Source organism: Streptomyces abyssalis (assembly GCF_001751365.1).
In the GTDB taxonomy this organism is placed as follows: Bacteria; Actinomycetota; Actinomycetes; order Streptomycetales; family Streptomycetaceae; genus Streptomyces; species Streptomyces abyssalis.
In genome coordinates this window covers 521,471-544,945 of sequence record NZ_LJGT01000041.1, presented here as the reverse complement: position 1 = coordinate 544,945, position 23,475 = coordinate 521,471, and the positions used below count along the sequence as shown (strand labels likewise).

General features: G+C 71.4%; 20 protein-coding genes and 2 pseudogenes. 12 read left to right on the top strand and 10 right to left on the bottom strand.

Annotated features, from left to right (window positions below; genetic code table 11):
* Positions 1-48 precede the first annotated feature (48 nt).
* From AN215_RS23305 to AN215_RS29390, 4 genes and pseudogenes are all read right to left on the bottom strand, one after another.
* Entirely contained in the window at positions 49-273 is a 225-nt protein-coding gene (locus tag AN215_RS23305) for an SPOR domain-containing protein (protein WP_070011138.1), read from the bottom strand.
* 95 nt (positions 274-368) lie between these two features.
* Positions 369-1,121 (bottom strand): GntR family transcriptional regulator, encoded by a 753-nt coding sequence (locus AN215_RS23300; RefSeq protein ID WP_070011139.1) that lies wholly within the window; start codon positions 1,119-1,121, stop codon positions 369-371.
* Between the two features lie 444 nt (positions 1,122-1,565).
* On the bottom strand, positions 1,566-2,822 hold the full coding sequence (locus tag AN215_RS23295; protein WP_079123339.1) for a phospholipase D-like domain-containing protein: 1,257 nt from the start codon (positions 2,820-2,822) through the stop codon (positions 1,566-1,568).
* A 387-nt stretch (positions 2,823-3,209) separates the two neighbouring features.
* Positions 3,210-3,305: pseudogene (locus AN215_RS29390) on the bottom strand (XRE family transcriptional regulator); the annotation flags it as partial.
* Positions 3,306-3,404: 99 nt separating this feature from the next.
* Between AN215_RS29390 and AN215_RS23290 the strand changes: the two are divergent.
* Complete coding sequence (locus tag AN215_RS23290) at positions 3,405-3,905, top strand: DinB family protein (protein WP_070011140.1); 501 nt, start codon at positions 3,405-3,407, stop codon at positions 3,903-3,905.
* Between the two features lie 227 nt (positions 3,906-4,132).
* Positions 4,133-5,053 carry an NADP-dependent oxidoreductase gene (locus AN215_RS23285; protein ID WP_070011141.1) on the top strand — a complete coding sequence of 307 codons (921 nt, stop codon included), beginning with the start codon at positions 4,133-4,135 and terminating at the stop codon, positions 5,051-5,053.
* A gap of 227 nt (positions 5,054-5,280) precedes the next feature.
* Here the strand turns inward: AN215_RS23285 and ychF are convergent, their stop codons facing one another.
* Entirely contained in the window at positions 5,281-6,369 is a 1,089-nt protein-coding gene (ychF, locus tag AN215_RS23280; protein ID WP_070011142.1) for a redox-regulated ATPase YchF, read from the bottom strand.
* Positions 6,370-6,520: 151 nt separating this feature from the next.
* Between ychF and AN215_RS30700 the strand changes: the two genes are divergently transcribed.
* A complete protein-coding gene (locus AN215_RS30700; protein WP_070011143.1) occupies positions 6,521-7,375 on the top strand; it encodes a DUF6542 domain-containing protein in 855 nt (284 codons plus the stop codon).
* Between the two features lie 167 nt (positions 7,376-7,542).
* On the opposite strand, the gene AN215_RS23270 is transcribed toward AN215_RS30700, so the two are convergent.
* Positions 7,543-8,643, bottom strand: a complete 1,101-nt coding sequence (locus AN215_RS23270; protein ID WP_079123337.1) for a 4-hydroxy-3-methylbut-2-enyl diphosphate reductase — start codon at positions 8,641-8,643, stop codon at positions 7,543-7,545.
* Positions 8,644-8,787: 144 nt separating this feature from the next.
* Between AN215_RS23270 and xseA the strand changes: the two genes are divergently transcribed.
* From xseA to AN215_RS23255, 3 genes are all read left to right on the top strand, one after another.
* Positions 8,788-10,002, top strand: a complete 1,215-nt coding sequence (gene xseA / locus AN215_RS23265) for an exodeoxyribonuclease VII large subunit (RefSeq protein WP_070011144.1) — start codon at positions 8,788-8,790, stop codon at positions 10,000-10,002.
* 9 nt (positions 10,003-10,011) lie between these two features.
* Complete coding sequence (locus AN215_RS23260; protein ID WP_070011145.1) at positions 10,012-10,347, top strand: exodeoxyribonuclease VII small subunit; 336 nt, start codon at positions 10,012-10,014, stop codon at positions 10,345-10,347.
* 165 nt (positions 10,348-10,512) lie between these two features.
* Positions 10,513-11,106: a malonic semialdehyde reductase gene (locus AN215_RS23255; protein WP_070011146.1), complete on the top strand. Its 594-nt coding sequence runs from the start codon at positions 10,513-10,515 to the stop codon at positions 11,104-11,106.
* Positions 11,107-11,160: 54 nt separating this feature from the next.
* Here AN215_RS23255 and AN215_RS23250 read toward each other — a convergent pair whose 3' ends face one another.
* Positions 11,161-11,865, bottom strand: a complete 705-nt coding sequence (locus tag AN215_RS23250; protein ID WP_070011147.1) for a DUF4245 domain-containing protein — start codon at positions 11,863-11,865, stop codon at positions 11,161-11,163.
* A 214-nt stretch (positions 11,866-12,079) separates the two neighbouring features.
* Between AN215_RS23250 and glpX the strand changes: the two genes are divergently transcribed.
* Positions 12,080-13,114, top strand: a complete 1,035-nt coding sequence (gene glpX / locus AN215_RS23245; protein WP_070011148.1) for a class II fructose-bisphosphatase — start codon at positions 12,080-12,082, stop codon at positions 13,112-13,114.
* Positions 13,115-13,399: 285 nt separating this feature from the next.
* On the opposite strand, the gene AN215_RS23240 is transcribed toward glpX, so the two are convergent.
* From AN215_RS23240 to AN215_RS23230, 3 genes are all read right to left on the bottom strand, one after another.
* A complete protein-coding gene (locus AN215_RS23240; RefSeq protein ID WP_070011149.1) occupies positions 13,400-13,849 on the bottom strand; it encodes a GNAT family N-acetyltransferase in 450 nt (149 codons plus the stop codon).
* Between the two features lie 122 nt (positions 13,850-13,971).
* A complete protein-coding gene (locus AN215_RS23235; RefSeq protein WP_070011150.1) occupies positions 13,972-14,343 on the bottom strand; it encodes a WhiB family transcriptional regulator in 372 nt (123 codons plus the stop codon).
* Positions 14,344-14,564: 221 nt separating this feature from the next.
* The gene (locus AN215_RS23230; protein WP_070011151.1) at positions 14,565-15,272 is read right to left on the bottom strand and encodes a DUF1707 SHOCT-like domain-containing protein; all 708 of its coding nucleotides are present in this window, start codon (positions 15,270-15,272) and stop codon (positions 14,565-14,567) included.
* 247 nt (positions 15,273-15,519) lie between these two features.
* Here AN215_RS23230 and AN215_RS23225 point away from each other — a divergent pair, with 247 nt between their 5' ends.
* From AN215_RS23225 to AN215_RS23205, 5 genes and pseudogenes are all read left to right on the top strand, one after another.
* Entirely contained in the window at positions 15,520-17,217 is a 1,698-nt protein-coding gene (locus AN215_RS23225) for a fumarate hydratase (protein WP_070011152.1), read from the top strand.
* Positions 17,218-17,367: 150 nt separating this feature from the next.
* Complete coding sequence (locus AN215_RS23220; RefSeq protein WP_070011153.1) at positions 17,368-18,762, top strand: class II fumarate hydratase; 1,395 nt, start codon at positions 17,368-17,370, stop codon at positions 18,760-18,762.
* Between the two features lie 143 nt (positions 18,763-18,905).
* Positions 18,906-19,649, top strand: a pseudogene (fomD, locus tag AN215_RS23215) (cytidylyl-2-hydroxypropylphosphonate hydrolase); the annotation flags it as partial.
* A 703-nt stretch (positions 19,650-20,352) separates the two neighbouring features.
* Complete coding sequence (locus AN215_RS23210) at positions 20,353-20,982, top strand: class I SAM-dependent DNA methyltransferase (protein ID WP_070011436.1); 630 nt, start codon at positions 20,353-20,355, stop codon at positions 20,980-20,982.
* Positions 20,983-21,216: 234 nt separating this feature from the next.
* Positions 21,217-23,436 carry a SpoIIE family protein phosphatase gene (locus AN215_RS23205; RefSeq protein ID WP_079123498.1) on the top strand — a complete coding sequence of 740 codons (2,220 nt, stop codon included), beginning with the start codon at positions 21,217-21,219 and terminating at the stop codon, positions 23,434-23,436.
* The last annotated feature ends 39 nt before the right edge of the window (positions 23,437-23,475 follow it).

Here is a 23,475-nt window from a genome sequence, read left to right as displayed (position 1 = left end):
TCCGGGCAGGCGGGAACGAAGAGTCCCTGCTTCCGATTTTGGGCCCAGTCAGGCGTACTCGCCGCTCGCGCATCCCAGAGGCTCGACCAGATAGCTGCCGTCGCTCTCGCTGCCGCCCTTCGCGCGGCCTCCGCTCCCGCCGAGCCGGTCGGCTACCTGCTGTGCTTCCGTACGGGTGGCATAGCTGCCCACGCGATAGCGATTGCCGTGGCCGTCCTCCCGTATGACGTGCCAGGGCAGCACAGTGTCGCCGTCACCGCTTACGCTTCGCATATGCCGGAGCTTACGCCCGGCCTTCACTCAGCGCATTCGACTTGGTACAACGAGGCATCGATTTCGGCCACACGTTCGCATGCGGAAGCGCGCGGTCACTTCACGGGCATGTGATACGAGACGCGGAATCGATCGGCCGGGACGACCACTTCCGCGGTCTCCACGGGGCTCCCGCCGGCGAAGAACGTACGGGTCACGACCAGCACGGAATGCCCGGGAACACCCCCCAGATCGATCATCTCCTCGGCAAGCCCGGGGCGGGCGCCGACCTCCTCCGCGACGTTGTCCACCACCACGTCGATGGCGGCCATCCGCTCCACCACGCCCTTGCCGCCCAGCGGCCCGTCCTCGGGCAGCACCACCGGCGTGCGGCCCGTGAGCGAGAGGGGCTCCCAGGAGGTGGAGAGCATCACGGGCTCGCCGTCCACCCGGAAGAGGTACCTGGTCCGCATCACGCGCTCGCCTGGCTCGATGCGCAGCCGCTCGGCCGTGAGCGGGCTGGCGTCCTCCTGCTCGCTGCGCGACTCCCAGGTGCCCTTCACGTCCTCGTCGGACTGCTCCTGCCGGAACGGCGTGGAATCACCGAGGGCCCGGAATCCGCTGCGGACGACACTGCGCGGGACGGGATGCTCCCGGACGTACGTGCCGGAGCCGGAGCGGCCCTCGACCAGGCCCTCGGCCATCAGTACCTTGCGGGCCTCAAGGGCGACGGTGTCGGAGACGCCGTACTCCGCGCGGATGCGGGCCTGGGAGGGCAGCCGGGTGTGCGGCGGAAGGGCACCACCGATGATCTTCTGGCGGAGATCACCGGCGACGCGGAGGTAGGCGGGCTGTTCACCGAATGGCACGAGTGCCCTCCCCGTTCTCAAAAGGCCAGTACCGCCGGTGCCCTCTCGGAAAAGGGCCACGGCAGGCAGTGAAGCTGACAATGGGCAACAGCTTCGCAACTCACCGTTGCGGCTCGCAACTGACGCCCAGAGTTTCACCCGATGTGATGAGTAGCTGCTCAGAGCCTCCACACGCGGCGTGAATCATTCACATCTCGGGGCCCGTATCTGCGGGCAGGAGTGCCGCGAGCCGGTGCCGCGAACTGCGGGCCGGCTTCTTTCCCTTTCCCGGCACCCGCCCGCGGAACGTGTTTTCAGTGCGGGGGCGGGACCGCGGATTCCATTCCCGAATTGAGTAATGGCCGAAGTGGTTTCCGGTCGTGAACTGCCGAACGACAGCGGCGGGCCAGGCTGAGTGCCTGCGGGCCGTCGTGTCCCGTCACGGGCGGCTCCGTACCGGCGTGTTCACAGGAAGCGGCGGATGGGGCTGACCGAGGCCTCCTTCAGGCGCTGCGTCGCCGGGCGCCTCTTCCAGCGGCCCGGCTTCATGCGTTCGCTGACCGCCGTGTCCTGCTCGAAGTGCTCGTCCAGCGTGGCGGTGAAGGTCTCGTCCAGTACGGCGAGCATGACTTCCTCGTCGTGGTCCAGTGAGCGCCGGTTGAAGTTGGTGGAGCCCAGGAGGGCGGCGGTCCGGTCGACCGTGACGATCTTGGCGTGCATCATCGTCGGCTGGTACTGCCAGATCTTCACCCCGCAGGTGAGGAGTTCGTCGTAGAACTGCTGGCCCGCCAGCTGGCAGACGCGCTTGTCGGCGTGCGGGCCGGGGAGCACTATCTCGACCTCCACGCCGCGCTGCGCGGTCCGGCAGAGCATCCCGGCGAAGTACTCGTCGGGTGCGAAGTAGGCGGTGGCGATGCGGACGCGCTCGCACGCCGACTCCAGGACCACGCGCAGGAGCGTCTGCATGTCCTGCCAGCCGAAGCCGGCCGAGCCGCGTACCACCTGGACGACGGCGTCGCCTGCGGGGGCGGGTTCGACGAAACGGTCGCGCTCGTCGAAGAGTTCGTCGTGGCACTCGGCCCAGTTCTGCGCGAAGGCGGCGGCGATGCCGTCCACTGCTGGTCCGCGCACCTCGACGTGGGTGTCGCGCCACTCCTTCTCGTTACGGGCGTCGCCGCACCACTCCTCCGCGATGCCCACACCACCGGTGAAGGCGGTCTTCTCGTCCACGACCAGGACCTTGCGGTGGCAGCGGTGGTTCTGCTTGAAAGGGGAGGCCCACAGCGGCTTGCGGAACCATGAGACCTGGGCGCCGGCCCGGTCCATCATCTCCAGCAGCTCCTTCTCGATGTACCTGCTGCCGAAGCCGTCGAGCAGCAGCCGCACCCGCAGGCCCTGACGGGCACGGTCGGCGAGCGCCTCCGCGAACCGGCGGGCTATGTCACCCCGCCAGTACACGAAGGTCATCATGTCCACCGTGTGTTCCGCATTGCGGATCCGTTCCAGCATCGCGGTGAAGATCTCGTCGCCGTTGCGCAGCGGGACAAGGGAGTTCCCCTCGGTGGCGGCGATTCCGATGAGACGTTCCAGCCGGCGCCGTATTCGCTGCTTGCTCTCCTGCCGGGCTGCCGGACCGGTCTCCGGCGGCTGAGGACCGGACCGCCCCAGGTCCGGGCGCTCGGGCTCCGGCTCGGGCTGGACGTCTTCCTGAGCGGTCGTCATGGGTCACCTGCCTGCCGGTACGGGGACGGTGGATCGCGGTCACGGCCCCGGATCGCCGGAATCGAGGTGCCCGCGGCGCGGACTGTACTCATGCGGTGTGAATGGCGGGTGTGGGGTCCATGGCGGGAATCGGGAGGCCGGCATCGCTCGCCGGTACGGCCGAAGCGGCACTGCCCGGCCTCCGTCGGCGGTGGCCGGGCGTGTGTGTGAACTGCGGTGTGCGGGCTACCCGATGGGGACGTTGTTGCCTGGTCCGGGCCACGTGATGACGCAGACCCCATCGGTTCGGGAGCGCAGCCGGTGGGGTCGCTGAGTCGCTCTCGCCGGGTCGTAACAGGGCACGTGGGGCGAGGCGCCGCCGGGCACGAGGGTCCAGGCACGAAGGGCCGCCGAGAGGTCGGCGAGGGTGATCCCGCGGTCGCGACGCAGCGCGCGCAGCCGCGGCCCCGCCGCGTCGAGTACGTCTCCCGTTCCGCCGTCCATGGGGATCACCTTGCCGCAACGGCAAATTCTCGTGCCAGATCGCGACGGGCCCGGTGAGACTGACCGGGCGCGAGACGCTCACCGACGGAGGAGATCACCATGCCCACCGCTTCCCGCCGCGGCCGCCGCCGCGACACCCCGCCGCCCCGGACCGGCAGCAGCGAGGCCGAGGTCCTGCGCGGATTCCTCGACTACCTCCGGAACTCGATGTCCGCGAAGGTCGCCGGCGCCCCCGAACCCCAGGTCCGTACGGCGGGCGTACCGTCGGGCACGAACCTGCTAGGCCTGCTCAACCACCTCACCTGCGTCGAGCGCGCGACCTTCCTCGGCGAGAAGGTCACCGACTGGCAGGCGACGTTCCACGCCGCGCCGGAGGACAGCGTGGCCGAGGTGGTCACCCGCTACAGGGAGACCGTCGAACGTGCGAACGGGGTTCTCGACGGATGCACCGACCTCGGCGAACCGGTCACCCGGCGGCGGCCGGAACGGCCCGCTCCCAGCGTCCGCTGGGCACTCACCCACATGATCGAGGAGACGGGCCGCCATGCCGGCCACGCGGACATCCTCCGCGAGCTGATCGACGCTACGACCGGGCGCTGACTCACCGGACTCCCGAGGGCGGCCGGCGAAGCAGGCCCACGCCACCCGTCACCCGTCACACATGGCAGCGCCGAACGCCGAACACCCAGTCACCACCTGCGAGAGCGCGGACATCCCACGACCCGCCCGCCACGGTCCCCGCACCCTGGCACCACATCGCCGTCAGAACCGGAACCCCGATGGCCGGCCGCGGAATTGATCGACGCCCGGTCGGGGTTGGAGCAGTCATGAAGGCAATCGCACTGGAGAATTACGGGGCCGCCGACGACCTCAAGGTCGTCGACCTGCCCGAGCCGAAGGTGGCGCCCGGCGAGGTGCTGGTCCGGGTGAAGGCGGCCGGGGTCAATCCGGTCGACTGGAAGCTCGCCGCCGGAGGGCTCGACCCGGTCATGGACGCCGGGTTCCCATTGATCCCCGGCTGGGACGTGGCCGGGGTCGTGGAACGTACGGGGTTCGACGCGGGCGAATACGCCCCGGGCGACGAGGTCTACGGATACGTCCGCAAGGACTGGGCGCAGAACGGCACATACGCGGAGCTGGTCTCCGCGCCCGTGCGCACGCTGGCGAAGAAGCCCGCCGCGCTGAACTGGCAGGAGGCGGCAGGCGTGCCGCTGGCCGGGCTCACCGCCTACCGGACGCTGAAGCGTGTCGCCGCCGGGAGCGGGGACACGGTGCTGATCCATGCCGCGGCAGGCGGCGTCGGATCTCTCGGTGTGCAGATCGCAGTCGCGCTCGGAGCGCGGGTCATCGGCACGGCGAGCGAGCGCAACCACGAGTTCCTGCGCTCCCTCGGGGCCGAGCCGGTCACTTACGGGGACGGATTGGCCGACCGTGTACGGCAGTTGGCACCCGGGGGCGTCGACGCCGCCCTCGACTTCGTGGGCGGCGGCGCCGTCGACGTCTCGCTGTCCCTCGTGGAGCGGGCCGACCGGGTGGCCTCGGTCGCCGAGGGCGAGGTGACGCAGAAGGGCGGACATTACGTGTGGGTGCGCCCGGACGCGGACGACCTGGCCTTCCTCACGGAACTCGCGGACGCCGGCAAGCTCAAGGTGCATGTGGAAGAGGCTCTTCCGCTGGCTGAGGCGGCGCGGGCATGGCGGCTGAGTCAGGCGGGGCGCACCCGCGGAAAGATCGTTCTGACGGTCTGAAGCACGCGATGAGGCTCGGCTGGGTGCGGGGCGAGGCACAGCCCCTACCCGCATGACCTGTACCGGCGCTCGTGCGTGCATTGAGCGCCGGTACAGGTCGAGCAGGCTCGTCGCCACAAAGGCAGCCACGAGGCCCCGGGGGCTGCTCCTGCCGCCTGGTCGCCCGGCATCGGAACCGGTGACGGAGAGAGCATGGCGCTCGCCCCCGGACGCCCTCGAGGAGCCGGCTAGACGTTGAAGCGGAACTCCACCACGTCGCCGTCGCGCATCACGTAGTCCTTGCCCTCCATGCGGGCCTTGCCCTTCGAACGGGCCTCGGCCACCGAGCCCGCCGCGACCAGCTCGTCGAAGGAGATGACTTCCGCCTTGATGAACCCCCGCTGGAAGTCCGTGTGGATGACGCCGGCGGCCTCCGGGGCCGTGGCGCCCTTCTTGATCGTCCACGCGCGGGACTCCTTCGGGCCCGCCGTCAGGTACGTCTGCAGTCCGAGCGTGCGGAATCCGACGTGGGCGAGGGTCGCCAGGCCGGGCTCCTCCTGGCCGACGGTCTGGAGGAGTTCGAGGGCCTCCTCCTCGTCGAGTTCGGCGAGGTCGGCCTCCAGCTTGGCGTTGAGGAAGACGGCCTCGGCGGGGGCGACGAGCGCGCGCTGGGCTTCCTTGAAGTCCTCATCGGTCAGCTCGTCCTCGTCGACGTTGAAGACGTAGATGAACGGCTTCGTGGTCAGCAGATGCAGCTCGTGCAGGGGTGCAGCGGCCTCGCTGCCCTGCGCGAGACCGGCGGAGAAGAGCGTGCGGCCCTGGTCGAGGATGTCCTTGGCCTCCTGGACGGCCTTGACCTCGCCCTGCTTGTCCTTCTTGACCCGGGCTTCCTTCTCCAGCCGGGGCAGCACCTTCTCGATGGTCTGCAGGTCGGCCAGGATCAGCTCGGTGTTGATCGTCTCGATGTCGTCCTTCGGCGAGATCCTGCCGTCGACGTGTACGACGTTGTCGTCGTGGAAGGCCCGGATGACCTGGCAGATCGCGTCCGACTCACGGATGTTCGCCAGGAATTTGTTGCCCAGCCCCTCACCCTCGCTCGCGCCGCGCACGATCCCCGCGATGTCGACGAAGTCGACGGTGGCGGGGAGCACCTTCTCCGAGGCGAACAGCTCGGCCAGGGTGCCCAGGCGCGGGTCCGGCACCCCGACCACGCCGACGTTCGGCTCGATCGTGGCGAACGGATAGTTGGCCGCCAGCACCTCGTTCTTGGTCAGGGCGTTGAACAAGGTCGACTTGCCGACGTTCGGCAGGCCGACGATTCCGATCGTGAGCGACACTTGACGACTTCCCGTAGCGAGATCTGAGGTGTGCAGAGCATGTGGGCCGTGCGGAGCGCGTCCCGGCCGGTCCACCAGTCTACGGCTCGAACTGACGGCCAATGCGTGTCCGTCCCCGGTGAACAGCGGTGACGCGGCCTACTTTGGAGCCGTGGAACAGCAGCACAGCGCTCATACGGGTGGGAAAGGCCCCGGTCAGGGGCCCGGGCAGGAACAGGGGCAGTCGCAGAACCAGGGGCGCCGGCAGCGTCGCCGGCGCGGGACCAAAGCACGGGCGGCCGCCGCTGCCGCCGCACCGGCGGCCGACTCCGGGGTCGCCTCCGCCGCCCCCGGTCAGACGCCCGATTCCGTCACGGGCCCCCGCCCCGGCCCCGGCTCTGGTTTCGCTTTCGGCTCCGGCTCCGCGAACGGCTCTGCCGACGGTGCCGTCTCCGCGCCGCGTGAACCGCGCAGACGGGGCGGCGCCGGCGCCGTACGGCAGGAGGCCGCGGCGCTCTACCAGGCACAGCTGCGCTTCCCGCTCATCCCCGCACCGCTGACCGACGCGTTCTCCTGGCTGCCCCGCGCCCGCCTCACCGCCCTGGGCAGCGGGCTCCTCGGCGTGGTGCTGATGCTGCTGGCCGGAGCTGCCGGCAGGTGGCTGCTGGACGGCTCGGCCATCGCCTACGGGTGTGCGTTCATCGTCGTCTCCGTGGCCTGCGCGGCGTGGGTACGCCCCACCGACCTGTTCGCGGGGCCCGTCGCCGTGCCGCTCGCCTTCGTCGCGGGGCTCTTCATCATCAGCAGCGGCTCGGGCAGCCAGAGCCTGATGGAACGTCTGACGAACCTCTTCCCCGTGCTGGCCGTCAACGCGGCCTGGCTGTACGCGGGCACACTCGTCGCCGTGCTCATCGTCACCGTTCGGAAGATCGCGCTGATGGTTCAGCAGTCGCGCGTACGGGCGCTCATGGAGGCGGAGGACGCGGAGGCCGAGGACGCGGAGGCCGCTGAGGCCGAGGGCCGCTGAGAAGCGGCCGCGCCGGGCGCAGCTTTTCGAACCGCCGGGCCGTTCCGAACCGGTCCGGGAACGGGGAGTTCAGAACCGCGCAGCACAGGACCGGCCCGATTCAGCACCGGCCCTTTCAGGAGCCGCCCGTTCCAGGGAGCGGGGCCGACGCCCCGCCCTCCGTGTCGTCAGCCCGTCATGCGGGCAGCCGCCTCCGCACGCAGGTCGCGCCGCAGCTCCTTCGGCAGGGAGAACTGCATGCGCTCCTCCACCGGCTGGACGATCTCCACGTCCTCCCAGCCCCGCTCCGCGAGCCACTCCAGTACGCCGTCGACCAGGACGTCCGGCACGGATGCGCCGGAGGAGAGCCCGATGGTGGTGGCGCCCTCCAGCCAGGACTCGTCGATCTCCTCCGCGCCGTCGACCAGGCGGCCGTCCTTGGCGCCGTGTGCGATGGCCGTCTCCACCAGGCGTACGGAGTTGGAGGAGTTCGGGGAGCCGACGACCAGCACGAAGTCGGCGTCCTTCGCGACCTGCTTGATGGCCGTCTGACGGTTCTGCGTCGCATAGCAGATGTCGTCGCTGGGCGGGGAGAGCAGATTCGGGTAGCGGCCCTTGAGGGCGTCGACGGTCTCCATCGTCTCGTCCACCGAGAGAGTGGTCTGCGAGAGCCACACGACCTTCTCCGGATCGCGGACATCCACGTTCGCGACGTCGTCCGGGCCGTCGACGAGGGTCACGTGCTCCGGCGCCTCGCCGCTCGTGCCGATGACCTCCTCGTGGCCCTCGTGGCCGATGAGGAGGATGTCGTAGTCCTCCTTGGCGTAGCGCACGGCTTCCTTGTGCACCTTCGTCACCAGCGGGCACGTGGCGTCGATCGTCGCCAGCTTGCCGCGCTCGGCCTCCTTGTGGACCTCGGGGGCAACACCGTGCGCGGAGAAGATCACGATCTCGCCCTCGGGGACCTCACCGGTCTCCTCGACGAAGATCGCGCCCTTCTTCTCCAGGGTTTTCACCACGTACTTGTTGTGCACGATCTCGTGGCGTACGTAGACGGGGGCGCCGTACTGCTCCAGGGCCTGCTCGACGGCGATGACCGCGCGGTCCACGCCCGCGCAGTAGCCCCGGGGAGCGGCGAGCAGCACGCGGCGGCGGTCGCCTGAGCCGGTCTCGGTGCCGGTCTCGGCGGCGCTCTCGGTGGCGCTGTCGGTGGCGCTGTCGGTGGCGCTGTCGGTGGCGGAGGTCTCGGGGGCGTCGGCAGCGGACGGGCGCGAGGGCGTTGCAGACATGCGTCCATCGTAAGGGCGCAACGGGCGGGCGCCGCGTGGCGGGCGGCGTGCGGAGGCACGGACTCCGGTGGTTTGCGCGTGTGCCCGGCTCACGGGGCCGCGCACGCACGTACCGCTTTCGGCGGCGGCCGCTAGGGTCCTCGTATGGCTCTCATCACCTCTCCCGAGGCGCCGGTTCCGGTCGGTGAGGTCTCCCGGCTGATCGGCGGATGGATCGACAGGCTCGGCGCGGTGTGGGTGGAGGGGCAGATCATCCAGCTCTCGCCGCGGCCGGGCGCGGGCGTGGCGTTCCTCACCCTGCGGGATCCCTCGCGCGACGTCTCCATCAGCGTCACCTGTTTCCGTGACGTCTTCGACCGGGTGAAGGACGTCGTCTCCGAGGGCGCGCGGGTGGTCGTGCACGCAAAGCCCGTCTGGTACGGAAGGGCGGGCACGCTGTCGCTGCGGGCCTCCGAGATCCGGCCGGTCGGGATCGGCGAGCTGCTGGCGCGGCTGGAGCAGCTGAAGAAGTCCCTTGCCGCCGAAGGGCTGTTCGCAGCCGAGCGCAAACGGCCGCTGCCGTTCCTTCCGCACCGCGTCGGCCTCGTCACGGGCCGCGCCTCGGACGCCGAGCGGGACGTGCTGCACACGGCACGCGAGCGGTGGCCCGCTGTCCGTTTCGAGGTACGGCACACGGCAGTTCAGGGCGTACGGGCCGTGCCCCAGCTGATCGAGGCGGTGCGGGAGCTGGACGGGCGCCCCGACGTCGACGTGATCATCGTCACCCGCGGCGGCGGCAGCATGGAGGACCTGCTGCCCTTCTCCGACGAGCAGCTCGTGCGCACGGTCGCCGGCTGCCGTACACCGCTGGTCTCCGCGATCGGGCACGAGGCGGACTCCCCGCTGCTCGACCTCGTCGCCGATCTGCGCTCCCGCACCCCGACGCACGCCGCGAAGGACGTCGTGCCCGATGTGGGCGAGGAGCACGAGCGCGTACGGGAGTTGAGGGCCCGGGCGTACCGGGTGGTCAACTCCTTCCTGGACCGGGAGGAAAGAGGCCTCGCCGACCTCATGAGCCGGCCGGCGATGGCCGATCCGCACGCGATGACCGAGGAGCGCGCGGAGGAGATCGGCTTCCTCCTGGCGCGCGCCCGGCGCACGCTGGGGCACCGTCTGGAGCGGGCCGAGGACGAACTCGCGCACACGCGCGCCCGTGTCGTCGCGCTCTCCCCGGCGGCCACGCTCAAGCGGGGATACGCGGTGCTGCAGCGTGAGGACGGCGGCGTCGTCCGGGCGCCGGAGGAGATCTCGGAGGGCGAGAAGCTGCGGGCCCGGGTCGCGGAAGGGGAGTTCGGCGTCACCGTCGGACCGGACGCTTAGGGTTGCCGTATGACCTCGGAGACTGAGACGGAATCGGGCGTGGAGACGGACAGGGAGCAGGTGATCTCCGCGCTCAGCTATGAGCAGGCCCGGGGCGAACTGGTGCGCGTGGTCCAGCAGTTGGAGGCAGGCGGGGCGACGCTCGAGGAGTCGCTGGCGCTGTGGGAGCGCGGCGAGGAGCTGGCCCGTGTCTGCCGCGAGTGGCTGGAGGGCGCCCGGGCCCGTCTGGACGCCGTGCTGGAGGCGGAGGCCGAGGCGGGCGAGGACGCTGATCCGGAAGCCGGGCCGGAGGCCGACGGCCCGGAGGAGGCCGAGGACGCTGAGGGTTCCGACGACGCGCGGTGAGCAGGTCCAGGCCGCGCGTGAGGACGCCCGGGAGAGGCCGCCCGGCGCAGCCCGCGCGGTGGAAGATTGCGCGGCGTCCGCTTGTTGATGGGGGACGCAAGAGGTTCCCGCCTGCGGTGAACCGTTCCGTTCGAATGACAGCGCGCAAAGGCAAGGCATCCCCACATGACTCTGGCCCTCGACCCGACCGCCCAGGACCTGCTCTTCCGTGAGGCGCACACCGCGTACACCTTCTCCGACGAACCGGTGAGCGACGAGCAGATAAGGGCGGTGTACGAACTGGTCAAGTACGCCCCGACGGCGTTCAACCAGTCCCCGCTACGGATCACCCTGTTCCGCTCGCCCGAGGCGCGCAGCCGCCTGGTGAAGCACATGTCGGAGGGGAACAAGCCGAAGACGTCCACAGCACCGCTGACCGCCGTGCTCTCCGTCGACCTCGAATTTCACGAGCGGCTGCCCGAACTCCTCCCGCACGCCCCCTCCGTGAAGGACACGTTCTTCTCCGAGGCCGAAGCCCGCGAGTCCGCGGGCACCTTCAACGCCACGCTTCAGGCGGGCTACTTCATCGTCGGAGTCCGTGCCGCGGGGCTGGCCGCGGGGCCGATGAGCGGCTTCGACCGGCACGGTGTCGACAAGGAGTTCTTCGGCGACGGCAGGCAGAAGTCGCTGCTGGTGGTCAACATCGGCAGGCCTGGCGAGGAGGCGTACAAGCCGCGCCTGCCGCGTCTCACGTACGAGGACGCGGTCACGACGGTCTGAGTGAGCCAGGGGCGGCGGGGCTGACGGGCCAGCGGGCGGGCCGGACGAGGGGGGTCAGCCCTTGCCGGCGTTGCCGGCCCCGCTCCCGGCGTCCTTCCGTCCCTCGGCACCCTCGGCACCCGGGCTGAGCGCGGCTGCCATCTTCTGCAGCTGCTCGAAGGAGGCGGTCCCGGTCACGACGGTGGTGTACGGACGACCCCCGGCCGCCTTGCCGCCGCGGCCCGCCTTCCCGTCGTCACCGGAGCCTTCGGAGCCCTCCGAGCCGCCGGCCGCGGACCGCCGTACAAGCGCGTCGTACTTCTCCCCCTCGTACCGCGTCCACTCCTCGCCGCGCACACGCACCGTGTCCGCGGTCCTCCGGGCACCTTGCGTGACGTCCTCGATGTACTTCGCGGGGCGGCGGGCGTCGCTCTGCTCGACCGCCGCGTACTGGGTGTCCGGCGTGATGAAGCCCAGATGCCAGACGCGGCCGTCGGCGCCGCCGCCCTCGTACCGCACCGACGTGGCGCGCCACTTGGCGGAGAGCCCTTCGGGCGCCAGCACCGGGTAGGGCGCGGCGCGGCGGGCGGAGTCCAGCTCGACCTTGTAGCTGACGGGTTTGACCGGGTCCACGCTCTCGTCGTGCGGGATGAAGAGGTAGATCACGAACGCCGCGAGGAGTACGACGGCCATCGCGGGCACGATGCCCCGCACCGTCCGGTTGTCCTGCCGCCTGACCGGCTGTTCCGCTTCTGCTGCCACGTACCCATCGTCGCTCATGCCGCAGAGCGCCCGGGCCGGGGGTACCCTCCGCCTCCCCTCGCCCTCCGGTCCGCGGCACGGGGCGGGCACGGGCGCCGAGCCGACGCCCCGGGGCCCTGCCTATCCGCTCATCCGTGGGGCCCTCTGCTCACCCTGACGGATGCTGGGTACCCTCGAAGCACCCTCTGTCGCCCGGCCGCCGTGTCACAGCCGAGCAGAAAGGTGTGCCCCGATGACCGATCATCAGCACCTCCCCTCCCCGCTCGACGTCAGCCCCGAGGCCCCCGACCGCAACCTCGCCCTCGAACTCGTACGGGTCACCGAGGCCGGTGCGATGGCCACCGGCCGCTGGGTGGGCCGCGGCGACAAGAACGGCGCGGACGCCGCGGCCGTGAAGGCGATGCGCCACCTCGTCTCGACGGTCTCGATGAACGGTGTCGTCGTCATCGGCGAGGGCGAGAAGGACGAGGCGCCGATGCTCTACAACGGGGAGCGGGTCGGTGACGGCACGGGCGCGGAGTGCGACGTGGCCGTGGACCCGGTCGACGGCACCACACTCACCGCCAAGGGCATGTCGAACGCCGTGTCGGTCCTGGCGGTGGCGGAGCGGGGGACGATGTTCGACCCCAGCGCCGTCTTCTACATGGACAAGCTCGTCACGGGCCCGGACTCGGCGGAGTTCGTCGACATCACCGCACCCCCCGCGGTCAACGTCCGCCGCGTCGCGAAAGCGAAGGGCTGCACGCCGGACGACGTGACCGTGGTCGTCCTCGACCGTCCCCGCCACGACGGCATGGTCAAGGAGCTGCGGGAGGCCGGCGCCCGCATCAAGTTCATCTCGGACGGCGACGTCGCGGGCGCGATCATGGCCGTGCGCGAGGGCACCGGCGTCGATCTGCTGCTGGGAATCGGCGGCACCCCGGAGGGCATCATCGCGGCCTGCGCGATCAAGTGCCTGGGCGGCACGATCCAGGGCATGCTGTGGCCGAAGGACGACGAGGAGAAGAAGCGCGCGCTCGACGCCGGACACGACCTGGGCCGTGTGCTGCACACCGAGGACCTCGTCAGCGGGGAGAACGTCTTCTTCGTCGCCACCGGGATCACCGACGGCGATCTGCTGCGCGGCGTGCACTACAGGGGCGAGCGGGCCTTCACCGAGTCACTGGTCATGCGCTCGAAGTCCGGCACGATCCGGATGATCGACTCGACGCACAAGCTCTCGAAGCTGCGCGCGTACAGCGCCGTCGACTTCGACCGCGCACGCTAGGGCGGTGACCGGCCGGTTCCGGCCGCCAAGGAGCGTCTCCGGAGCGTGCCGGGGCACTCCTCCCGGCGAATCCACGGGGACCTCACCCACCGGTAGCGGGGGGCAAAGCAACGGTGGCGGGGGACCACCCGGACGAAGTCCAGCGGGACCGGGGGTCACTCCAGCCGGGCCCCGCGGGGGAGCAGCGACGAGGAGTGCGTGCGGGGCGGCGCGACAGGGCACAGCCCGCCGGGAGGGTGGGCTGCACACGGCGAGCGGGTACGCCGGGCCTGGCGGCCGGGGCCGTCACAGCTCGCGCTCGAAGCAGCGGGAGGCCTCAACTCCGGCGTACGCGCCGAAGTTCGGGATCCGCTCGTAGCCCGAGCGCGTGTAGAAGCGGACGGCCTCGGGCTGACGGTCCCCGGTCTCCAGGCGCAGGCGCTTCCAGCCCTCGCCGCGCGCCCGGTCCTCCAGCACCCGCAGAAGCCGGGACGCGAACTCCGAACCGCGCCAGGGCGGGGTCACGTACATGCGCTTGATCTCGCCCGCGCCGTCGCCGAGTTCGCGGAGACCCCCGCATCCGACGGCGGTGCCGCCGTGCTCGTACGCCACGAAGAACGCCACGACGTCCTCTTCCGAGGGAGCGGTCCCGGGCTCGCTGTCCGGAGTGCCGTACCGCTCGGCGATCTCGACGCGCTGTCGGGCGCGCAGGGCGACGGCGTCCGGGTCCGCCCAGGCGACCTGCTCGATTCTCATGCGGCGCGATTGTGCCGCGAGCCTGTTTCGGACACGTGAACCCGGCATGCGCACGCAGCCGCGCGTTCCGGTACGGGGACGCGCGGCCGCCGGACGGAGGTGACGTGACGTCCGTGTGCCGCTCAGGCGATGCGGGGGACCTGCCCCGCATCGCCGGCCGCCGCCGCGGCCTCCCGCCTGCGGCGCCGGGCGAGCACGACCCGCCGCTCGGCGGCGGTCAGCCCGCCCCACACGCCGTACGGCTCGGGGAGGACCAGGGCGTGCTCGCGGCATTCGATCATCACCGGGCAGCGGGCGCAGACCCGCTTCGCGGCCTGCTCGCGCGAGAGCCTCGCCGCAGTGGGCTCCTTCGACGGGGCAAAGAAGAGTCCCGCCTCATCCCGGCGGCAGACTGCCTCCGAGTGCCAGGGGCCTTCCTCGTCCTCGCGCGCGGAAGTCCGCTGCACGGGAACGGGGGCGGCTGCCTGAAGGGACTGATGCGGCGGTTGCAGCACGGTCTACTCCTGACGGGACGACGGGGGGCCTCTTCACCCGACTTGCTGCGCACGGCAGTTCGCGCTGCCGCCGTACGGGAAACGATGCCCAGGCTCTACCCGCTGTGTGCACCGGTATGCATACCGTAGGAATGCGGGCGGGTTCTCTGCCCGCCGATCCGCACGCCGCCCCTCGCGTCCCCCGTCGGTTCCGTGTGCCCGCACCCGCCGTACGCGCAGACTCAGAGCTCCTTGCGCAGACGGTCGCGGAGATCCCGCAGGCGCTTGCCCAGCTTGGGCTTCGCCTCCACGCCGCCGAAGATCGCGGCTCCCTGCACGAGCACGACCGGAGCGCGCGGATCTTCGGCTTCCGTGGTGCGTACCTCGAATCCGCCGAAGATCCCGGTGCCCTTCTGCCGGAGCGTGATGTTCTCGGGGACGCGGATCTCGATCCCGCCGAAGACCGCGGTGGCGTTGATCTGCACGTGCTGCTGCTCGAACACCGCCTCGGTCAGGTCGATCTCGATGCCGCCGAAACAGGCGAAGGCGTTGATCTTCCCCGGGACCCGGTAGCGGCCCTTGCGGGTGCTGCCGCTGAAGATGGCGACGACGTCGTCCTTCGCGAGCGCCCCCTGCGCCGGGGCCGTCCACTCGTACCGGTCGGGCCCGGACGCGGGCGCCGCCTCGGAGCCCGCACGGCCCGCGGGCAGATCCCGTACCAGCGGCTCCAGTTCGCCCATCGTCTTGGCGCCGTACACCGCGTCGATGCGCTCGGCGTGCTCCTCCGCGTCGAGGCGTCCCTCCGCAAGGGCCTCGCGGAGGATGTCGGCGATCCGGTCGCGGTCGGCGTCCGAGGCGCGCACGGAGACCGCCGCCGCGTCGGCGTCCTTGACCGCGGGCTTGGTCTCCGGGGCGGTCCCGGGCTTCTTTTCCAGCGGAGAATCAGTCACATCAGCAGCCTACCCAAACGCGATAGATCGCGACTAGACCGGCGGAGGCTTCAATGCGCCACGGCGGCGCCCTCGGGCGACACCGGTGCCGTTCCCGGCCGTTCCCTGCTGCTCCCGGCGCTCCCGGCCGGCACTGAGGCCGACCTCACCCACACGGCTGGGTCGCGGCGCTCTACTCTGATGGGCGCGGCGCCGCGCTGCACCCGGCCGAGAGCCGTACGAGCCGTACGAGAGGAAGACCCCACCGATGGCCGCCAGCCCGTCCCGACCGGACTTCACGTACACGGATCTGCTCCCGCTGGGCGAGGACACCACCCCGTACCGGCTCGTCACCGCGGAGGGAGTGCGCACCTTCGAGGCGGACGGACGCACCTTCCTGCAGGTCGAGCCGGAGGCGCTGAGCAGGCTGGCCGCCGAGGCGATGCACGACATCTCGCACTACCTGCGGCCGGAACACCTCGCGCAGCTGCGCCGCATCCTCGACGACCCGGAGGCGAGCGCCAACGACCGTTTCGTGGCACTCGACCTGCTGAAGAACGCCAACATCTCGGCCGCGGGCGTGCTGCCCATGTGCCAGGACACCGGCACGGCCATCGTGATGGGCAAGCGCGGCCAGCAGGTCCTCACCGGCGGCGGCGACGAAGAGGCCCTCTCCCGCGGCATCTACGACGCCTACACCGAGCTCAACCTGCGCTATTCGCAGATGGCGCCGCTGAACATGTGGGACGAGAAGAACACCGGCACGAACCTGCCCGCGCAGATCGAGCTGTACGCGGCGGACGGCGACGCCTACAAGTTCCTCTTCATGGCCAAGGGCGGCGGCAGCGCCAACAAGTCCTTCCTCTTCCAGGAGACGAAGGCCGTCCTCAACGAGGCGAGCATGATGAAGTTCCTGGAGGAGAAGATCCGTTCGCTCGGCACGGCCGCCTGCCCGCCGTACCACCTGGCGATCGTGGTGGGCGGCACCAGTGCCGAGTACGCGCTGAAGACCGCGAAGTACGCCTCCGCCCACTACCTGGACGAGCTTCCCGCGGAGGGCTCGCCCGCCGGGCACGGCTTCCGCGACAAGGAACTCGAGCAGCAGGTCTTCGAACTCACCCAGAAGATCGGCATCGGCGCGCAGTTCGGCGGCAAGTACTTCTGCCACGACGTGCGGGTGGTGCGGCTGCCCCGGCACGGGGCCTCCTGCCCGGTCGCCGTCGCCGTCTCCTGCTCCGCGGACCGTCAGGCCAAGGCGAAGATCACCGCTGAGGGCGTCTTCCTGGAGCAGCTGGAGACGGACCCGGCGCGCTTCCTCCCGGAGACGACGGAGGAGCAGCTCACCGAGGGCGCGGGGGCAGACGATGACCTCGCCGTACGCATCGACCTCGCCCGTCCCATGCCCGAGATCCTCGCCGAGCTGTCCGGACACCCCGTCAAGACCCGGCTGTCGCTGACCGGCACGCTCGTCGTCGCACGCGACATCGCGCACGCGAAGATCAAGGAGCGGCTCGACGCGGGCGAGGAGATGCCGCAGTACCTCAAGGACCACCCCGTCTACTACGCCGGTCCGGCCAAGACGCCCGAGGGCTACCCGTCCGGCTCCTTCGGACCGACGACGGCGGGCCGCATGGACGCGTACGTGGCGCAGTTCCAGGCCGCCGGCGGTTCGATGGTCATGCTCGCGAAGGGCAACCGCAGCCCGCAGGTGACGGAGGCGTGCGCCACGCACGGCGGCTTCTACCTGGGCTCCATCGGGGGCCCGGCGGCGCGGCTCGCGCAGGACTGCATCAAGAAGGTCGAGGTGCTGGAGTACGAGGAGCTGGGCATGGAGGCGGTCTGGCGGATCGAGGTGGAGGACTTCCCCGCGTTCATCGTCGTGGACGACAAGGGGAACGACTTCTTCACCGACCCCGGCCCGGCGCAGCCCTTCGTCACCTCGATCCCGGTACGCGCGGGCTCGTAGCCGCAGCGGCAACCCGCCGGCGGACGGAGTCCGGCGGGACCGGGTTCGCAGCCCCGTCCGCGTACTGCGCACCGCGTTTGCGGGGTACCCGGCGGCGCCGGGAATGTCCTCGCGCTGCGGGGACGCTGCCCCGTACGGAGGTGCACAGGAATGAGCGACAGCCAGGAGTACCGGACCGAGCGCGACTCGATGGGTGAGGTCCGGGTGCCCGCCGACGCGAAGTGGCGGGCGCAGACGCAGCGCGCGGTGGAGAACTTCCCCATCAGCGGGCAGCGCCTGGAGCGTGCCCACATCGAGGCGCTGGCCCGGATCAAGGCGGCGGCCGCCCAGGTCAACGCCGAGCTGGGCGTGCTGGAGCCAAAGTTGGCGGAGGCTGTGCGGGCCGCCGCCGAGGACGTCGCCGAGGGGCGCTGGGACGCGGAGTTCCCCGTCGACGTCTTCCAGACGGGCTCGGGCACCTCGTCGAACATGAACATGAACGAGGTCGTCGCCACGCTCGCCACCGAACGGCTGGGAGCGCCCGTACATCCCAACGACCATGTGAACGCGAGCCAGTCGTCCAACGACGTCTTCCCCTCGTCCATCCACATCGCCGCAACCGCCGCGGTCACCCGTGACCTGATCCCGGCGCTCGGGGTGCTGGAAGCGTCGCTGGCGCGCAAGGCCGAGGAGTTCTCGGGGGTCGTGAAGTCCGGGCGCACGCACCTCATGGACGCGACACCGGTCACGCTGGGGCAGGAGTTCGCCGGTTACGCCGCCCAGGTCCGCCACGGCGCCGAACGGCTGCGGGCCTCGCTGCCGCGGCTCGCCGAACTCCCCCTCGGGGGTACGGCCGTGGGCACCGGCATCAACACGCCGCCCGGTTTCGCGGCCGCCGTCATCGACCGGGTCGCGGCGGCCGCCGGGCTGCCGCTGACCGAGGCCCGCGACCACTTCGAGGCGCAGGGCGCGCGGGACGCGCTGGTGGAGACCTCGGGCCAGCTCCGTACGGTCGGAGTGAGCCTCACCAAGATCTGCAACGATCTGCGCTGGATGGCCTCCGGCCCCCGCACCGGCCTGGCCGAGATCGCGCTTCCCGACCTCCAGCCGGGCTCCTCGATCATGCCCGGCAAGGTGAACCCGGTGATCCCGGAGGCGGTGCTGATGGTCGCCGCGCAGGTCACGGGCAACGACGCGACCATCGCGACCGCGGGGGCCTCTGGGAACTTCGAGCTGAACGTCATGCTGCCCGTGATGGCGAAGAACCTGCTGGAGTCGGTCCGGCTGCTCACCAATGCCTCCCGGCTGCTCGCGGAACGGACGGTCGACGGCATCACGGCCGATGTGGAGCGGGCCCTGGAGTACGCGGAGTCGTCCCCGTCCGTGGTCACTCCGCTCAACAGGCACATCGGGTACGAGAACGCGGCGGCGGTGGCCAAGAAGGCGCTCGCGGAGCGGAAGACCATCCGGGAGGCGGTCCTGGAGGCGGGCCACGTGGAGCGCGGCGACCTGACCCTCGAGGAGCTGGACGCGGCGCTCGACGTCCTGCGTATGACACGGCCCTGAGTGGGATTCAGGCGTCGTCCCGGACGTGGGTACGGGCGTTCCCGCACGGCGGGCCGGCGGGCCTTCTCCGGGCGGTCCGGGGGCGGTGGCTCGTTCGGCCTCGGCTCACGGCGGCGGGTGCCGGGCGCGCCTAGGATCTGCGCATGACAGCGGAGACGGCAGGCGCGGCGGGAGCGGCCGGCGCACACGGCGACGGCGACGAAGACGGCCGGAGGCGCCTGGGCGGCGGCAGCGGGGGCGGCACCGCCGGCGGCGCCGCGGACCACTGGGCGCCGGGCACCCGCATCCTGTGGCGCTACCGCGCGAACGGGACGGGGCTTCCCCACATCTGCCGCCCTGTCACCGTCGTACGCGACACCCCGGACCTGCTCGCCGCCTGGGTGGCACCGGGCACGGTCTGCGTGAAGCCGGAGATCGCGGACGGCACGCCCGTGCACCACGAACCGCTGGCCACCCGCTACACGAAGCCGCGCAGGACCGTGCTCTCGCGCTGGTTCGGTACGGGAGTGCTCAAGCTCGCCCGTCCGGACGAGCCCTGGTCCGTGTGGCTGTTCTGGGAGCGGGACTGGCGGTTCAAGAACTGGTACGTGAACCTCGAGGAGCCGCGGCGCCGCTGGGCCGGCGGCATCGACTCCGAGGACCACTTCCTCGACATCGCCGTCTATCCGGACCGCAGTTGGGAGTGGCGCGACGAGGACGAGTTCGCGGCGGCGCGCCACGCCGGCCTCGTCGACGATCAGCTCGCAGCACGGGTACACGAGGCCGGGCGTTCGGTGGTCGAGCTGATCGGCTCGTGGGCGTCGCCGTTCCGCGACGGCTGGGAGGACTGGCGTCCGGACCCGAACTGGCCGGTGCCGCTGCTCCCGCAGAACTGGGACGGCAGTCCGCCGCCGGGCGGGCCGGGACCGGCACTCTTCGGCGCGTACGCGGACGGCCGGACCCTGGACACCCCGGGCGGGGCCGTCCCGGACGAGGTCGTCCCGGACGAGGTCGTCCCGGACGGGGCCGTTCCTGGCGCGGGCGCTGCGGAGACCGGCGGCCCGGAGACGGTCGGCGCCGGGGCGAACGGCGGCCCGGCCCGGCACCGGCGAGGCGAACGGCGCCACTCGTGAACGGTCCCGGCTCCGGACCGGCGGCCGTCCGGAATCCGGTGCGTGCCGGGTCCGTTGGCTCCGGCAGCCGGACCACCCGTGCGGATCCGGCCGCGGTCCGGGCCGGAAACAGCCCCATCGGGCCCCGCCGAGCGCGTCGTGTTCCGTACTTGCGTGGACGTGCCGGAAGTATCGGACGACACGCACCCGCTTCGACCTCTCGTTCCCCCTTGCTGCGCCCCCATACTGCAAACGTAGGATCAACCTCCGTAGGCGCACTGCTGCAACAACTCCCCTCCCCCCTCGGGGATTTGGCGCGTGGCCAGAGAGGAGCTCCAGCGTGAGCAGCACGGACGGAACCCCTGGTTCTCCCAGGCCGGAGGGCTCTGAGAGCCGCTCGGGGGCGGAGAACGAGGGCGGAGGTCCCCCCACTCCGGAAGGGGCGGCACGCCCCCCGCGGTCGAAGGCACGCGCCTACAAGGACTTCGACTGGAACACCATGGACCGGATAGGGCAGGCTGCCGCGTTCGACGCGATCGGTGACCGCTACGACGAGGCCTTCCCCCACAAGGAGGGCCAGATCGCCTCGGGTGCGTGGCTCGCGGAGCAACTGCCCGCCGGTTCGCACATCCTGGACCTGGGCTGCGGCACGGGCCTGCCGACCGCCCGTCAGCTCGTCGAGGCGGGGCACCAGGTCACCGGAATCGACCTGTCACCTGGCATGGTGAAACTCGCCGAGGCGAACGTGCCGGACGCCGAATTCCGCCGCATGGACATCTACGAGGTGGAGAGGTACGAACTCGGGCCCTTCGACGGTGTCGCCGCCTACTTCTCCCTCCTGATGCTGCCTCGGGCCGAAATTCCCTACGCGCTGCGCATGCTGCACCAGCAACTGCGGGAAGGCGCACCGATGGCCATGTCGATGGTGGAAGCGGATGTCGATGACTTCACCTTGCCGTTCCTGGGCAACACGATCCGGGTATCCGGCTATCTGCGGGACGAATTGCGCCAGGTCGTGCACGAGGGCGGTTTCGAGATCGCAGGGGAGGACGCCTATGCCTACGCTCCGGCCAGCACGGACGTACCGCCCGAGATCCAGCTCTTCCTGCAGTGCCGACGGCGACCGTAGGGGGCGGAGGGCAGTGAGCGCTGCGCGCGCGAGAGGCGCGGCCCCGGATGGATGGAAACCGAACGCGTGACGGAGCACCAAGAGCCTGCGACCAGCACAGCAGTGCCGCCGCTCCCGCCCGTGGGCACGCCCGCGACGGAAGGGACCCCGGCGGGCCGTTCCGCGCGGCCCGGGGGGACCGGTGCGCGCGAAGCGCGTGACGAGTCCGCGGGTACGGGCGGCGGCGGTCCGGCCATGCGTCCGGCCGCCGCGGGTCCCCCGGCACGGTCCGCCGGAAGGACAACGGCCGCAGGTGTGTCACGTACCTCGCACGACGGCGCGCTCTCCGGGGCGTACGCCGGCGGGGAAGAGGTGGAGCAGGTGCGCCCCGGCTCGCGGCCGCGGCCGGGCGCAGGGCACACTCCGAAGCAGCAGACCGCCGAAGCCTCCAGGGGCTCCGGCGGGAGGGGCGGCGGCCAAGGGCGCGCCGTACCCGAACCGTCCCACGGCGGGCCGGGATCCGCGTCCAAGCGGCCGTCCCGTGCCCCGTCCCAACCCCCGACCGCGGAGAGCGGTGCCGTGTCTCATCCGACCACCGGCGACATGACCGCCGCCGACGTACCGCCCACCGCACCGCCGGCCCCGGCCTCCGGTCCCCCTTCCGCACGTGACGTCGCAGCCGGGAACGGCGACGCCGCCGAGCGCGAGCGGCGCGGAGGCGACCGCCTGCGCTTCGTCGGCGCCGCGACCCGCCGCATCGCTCGCGGCATGGATCTGGACGAGACCGTGCTCGGACTGTGCCGGGCGAGCGTCCCCGCGTACTCCGACGCGATCCTGGTCTATCTGCGCGACCCGCTGCCGGTGGGCGACGAACGTCCCACCGGGCCCCTGATGCTGCGGCTGCGGCGCAGCGACCGCATTCCCGACGACCCGCACGCCATGGTGGCCGCGGCCTCCGCAGCCGACGGCAGGCAGCAGCCTGACGGCGACGCCGCGGCCGCAGGCCCGGGTGCCGCCGCCACCGGCCCCTCGCACGCCGCCGTCTCGGACGGCACCGCGGGCGCCGCCGAGTACGTCGAGGTGCTCTCCGGGGGCCCGCTGGCCGAGGTGCTGCGAGGCGTGCGTCCCGTCTTCGCCGACGCGCCCGCCGCCCGCGACGCCCTTCCCGAACTGATCGGCAGCGGGCCCGACGTGCCCTCCGGGCAGCGCGCCATACTCGCTCCGCTGCGCGGACGGCGAAGAGTCATCGGCGCCGCGGTGTTCCTGCGCGGCCCGGAGCGTGCCCCCTTCGAGCCCGACGATCTGCTGATCGCGGCTCAGCTCGCCACGCACACCGCGCTGGGCGTCGACAAGGCGGTGCTCTACGGGCGTGAGGCGTACATCGCCGACGAACTGCAGCGCACGATGCTGCCGGACGAGCTGCCGCAGCCGACCGGCTGCCATCTCGCCAGCCGGTATCTGCCGGCGGCCGAGACGGCGCGCGTCGGCGGCGACTGGTACGACGCGATCCCGCTGCCCGGCAGCAGGGTCGCCCTCGTCGTGGGCGACGTGATGGGCCACTCCATGACGTCCGCGGCGATCATGGGCCAGCTACGTACGACGGCGCAGACCCTGGCCGGACTCGACCTTCCCCCGCAAGAGGTACTGCACCACCTGGACGAGCAGGCGCAGCGCCTCGGCAGCGACCGAATGGCGACGTGCCTGTACGCGGTCTACGACCCGGTCGCCCACCGCATCATCATCGCCAACGCCGGCCACCCGCCGCCCGTGCTGCTGCACCGCGACGGCCGGGCGGAGGTGCTGCGGATACCAGCAGGCGCTCCGATCGGCGTCGGCGGTGTCGACTTCGAGGCGGTGGAGCTGGACGCCCCGGCGGGTGCCACGCTGCTGCTCTACACCGACGGGCTGGTCGAGTCGCGCCAGCGGGACGTGTGGACCGGCATCGAGCACCTGCGGGAGAAGCTCACGGCGACGGCCCGGCTGACCCGTCCGGACGCCTCGGCTCCGCTGGAGCCGCTGTGCGACGAGGTGCTGGACATCCTCGGCCCGGGCGACCGCGACGACGACATCGCGCTGCTCGCGGCACGGTTCGACGGGATCGCGCCGAGCGACGTCGCGTACTGGTTCCTCGACCCGCGTGCGCAGACCGCCGGACAGGCCCGCAGGCTGGCGCGGCGCGCGCTGGCGCGCTGGGATCTGGAGGAGCTGTCGGACTCGGTCGAGTTGCTGGTCAGCGAGGTGGTCACGAACGCGGTGCGGTACGCCGAACGCCCCATCACGCTGCGGCTGCTGCGTACGGACACGCTGCGCTGCGAGGTCGGCGACGACGTGCCGCAGCTGCCGCGGCTGCGGCAGGCGCGGGCGACGGACGAGGGCGGCCGCGGGCTGTATCTCGTCAACCGGCTCGCACGGCGGTGGGGTGCCACGCGGCTGTCCACCGGCAAGGTCGTGTGGTTCGAACTGCCCGTGAACTGAGGTGGCCGGGGTCCCCGGGGGCCCCGGACTTCGGGCCGC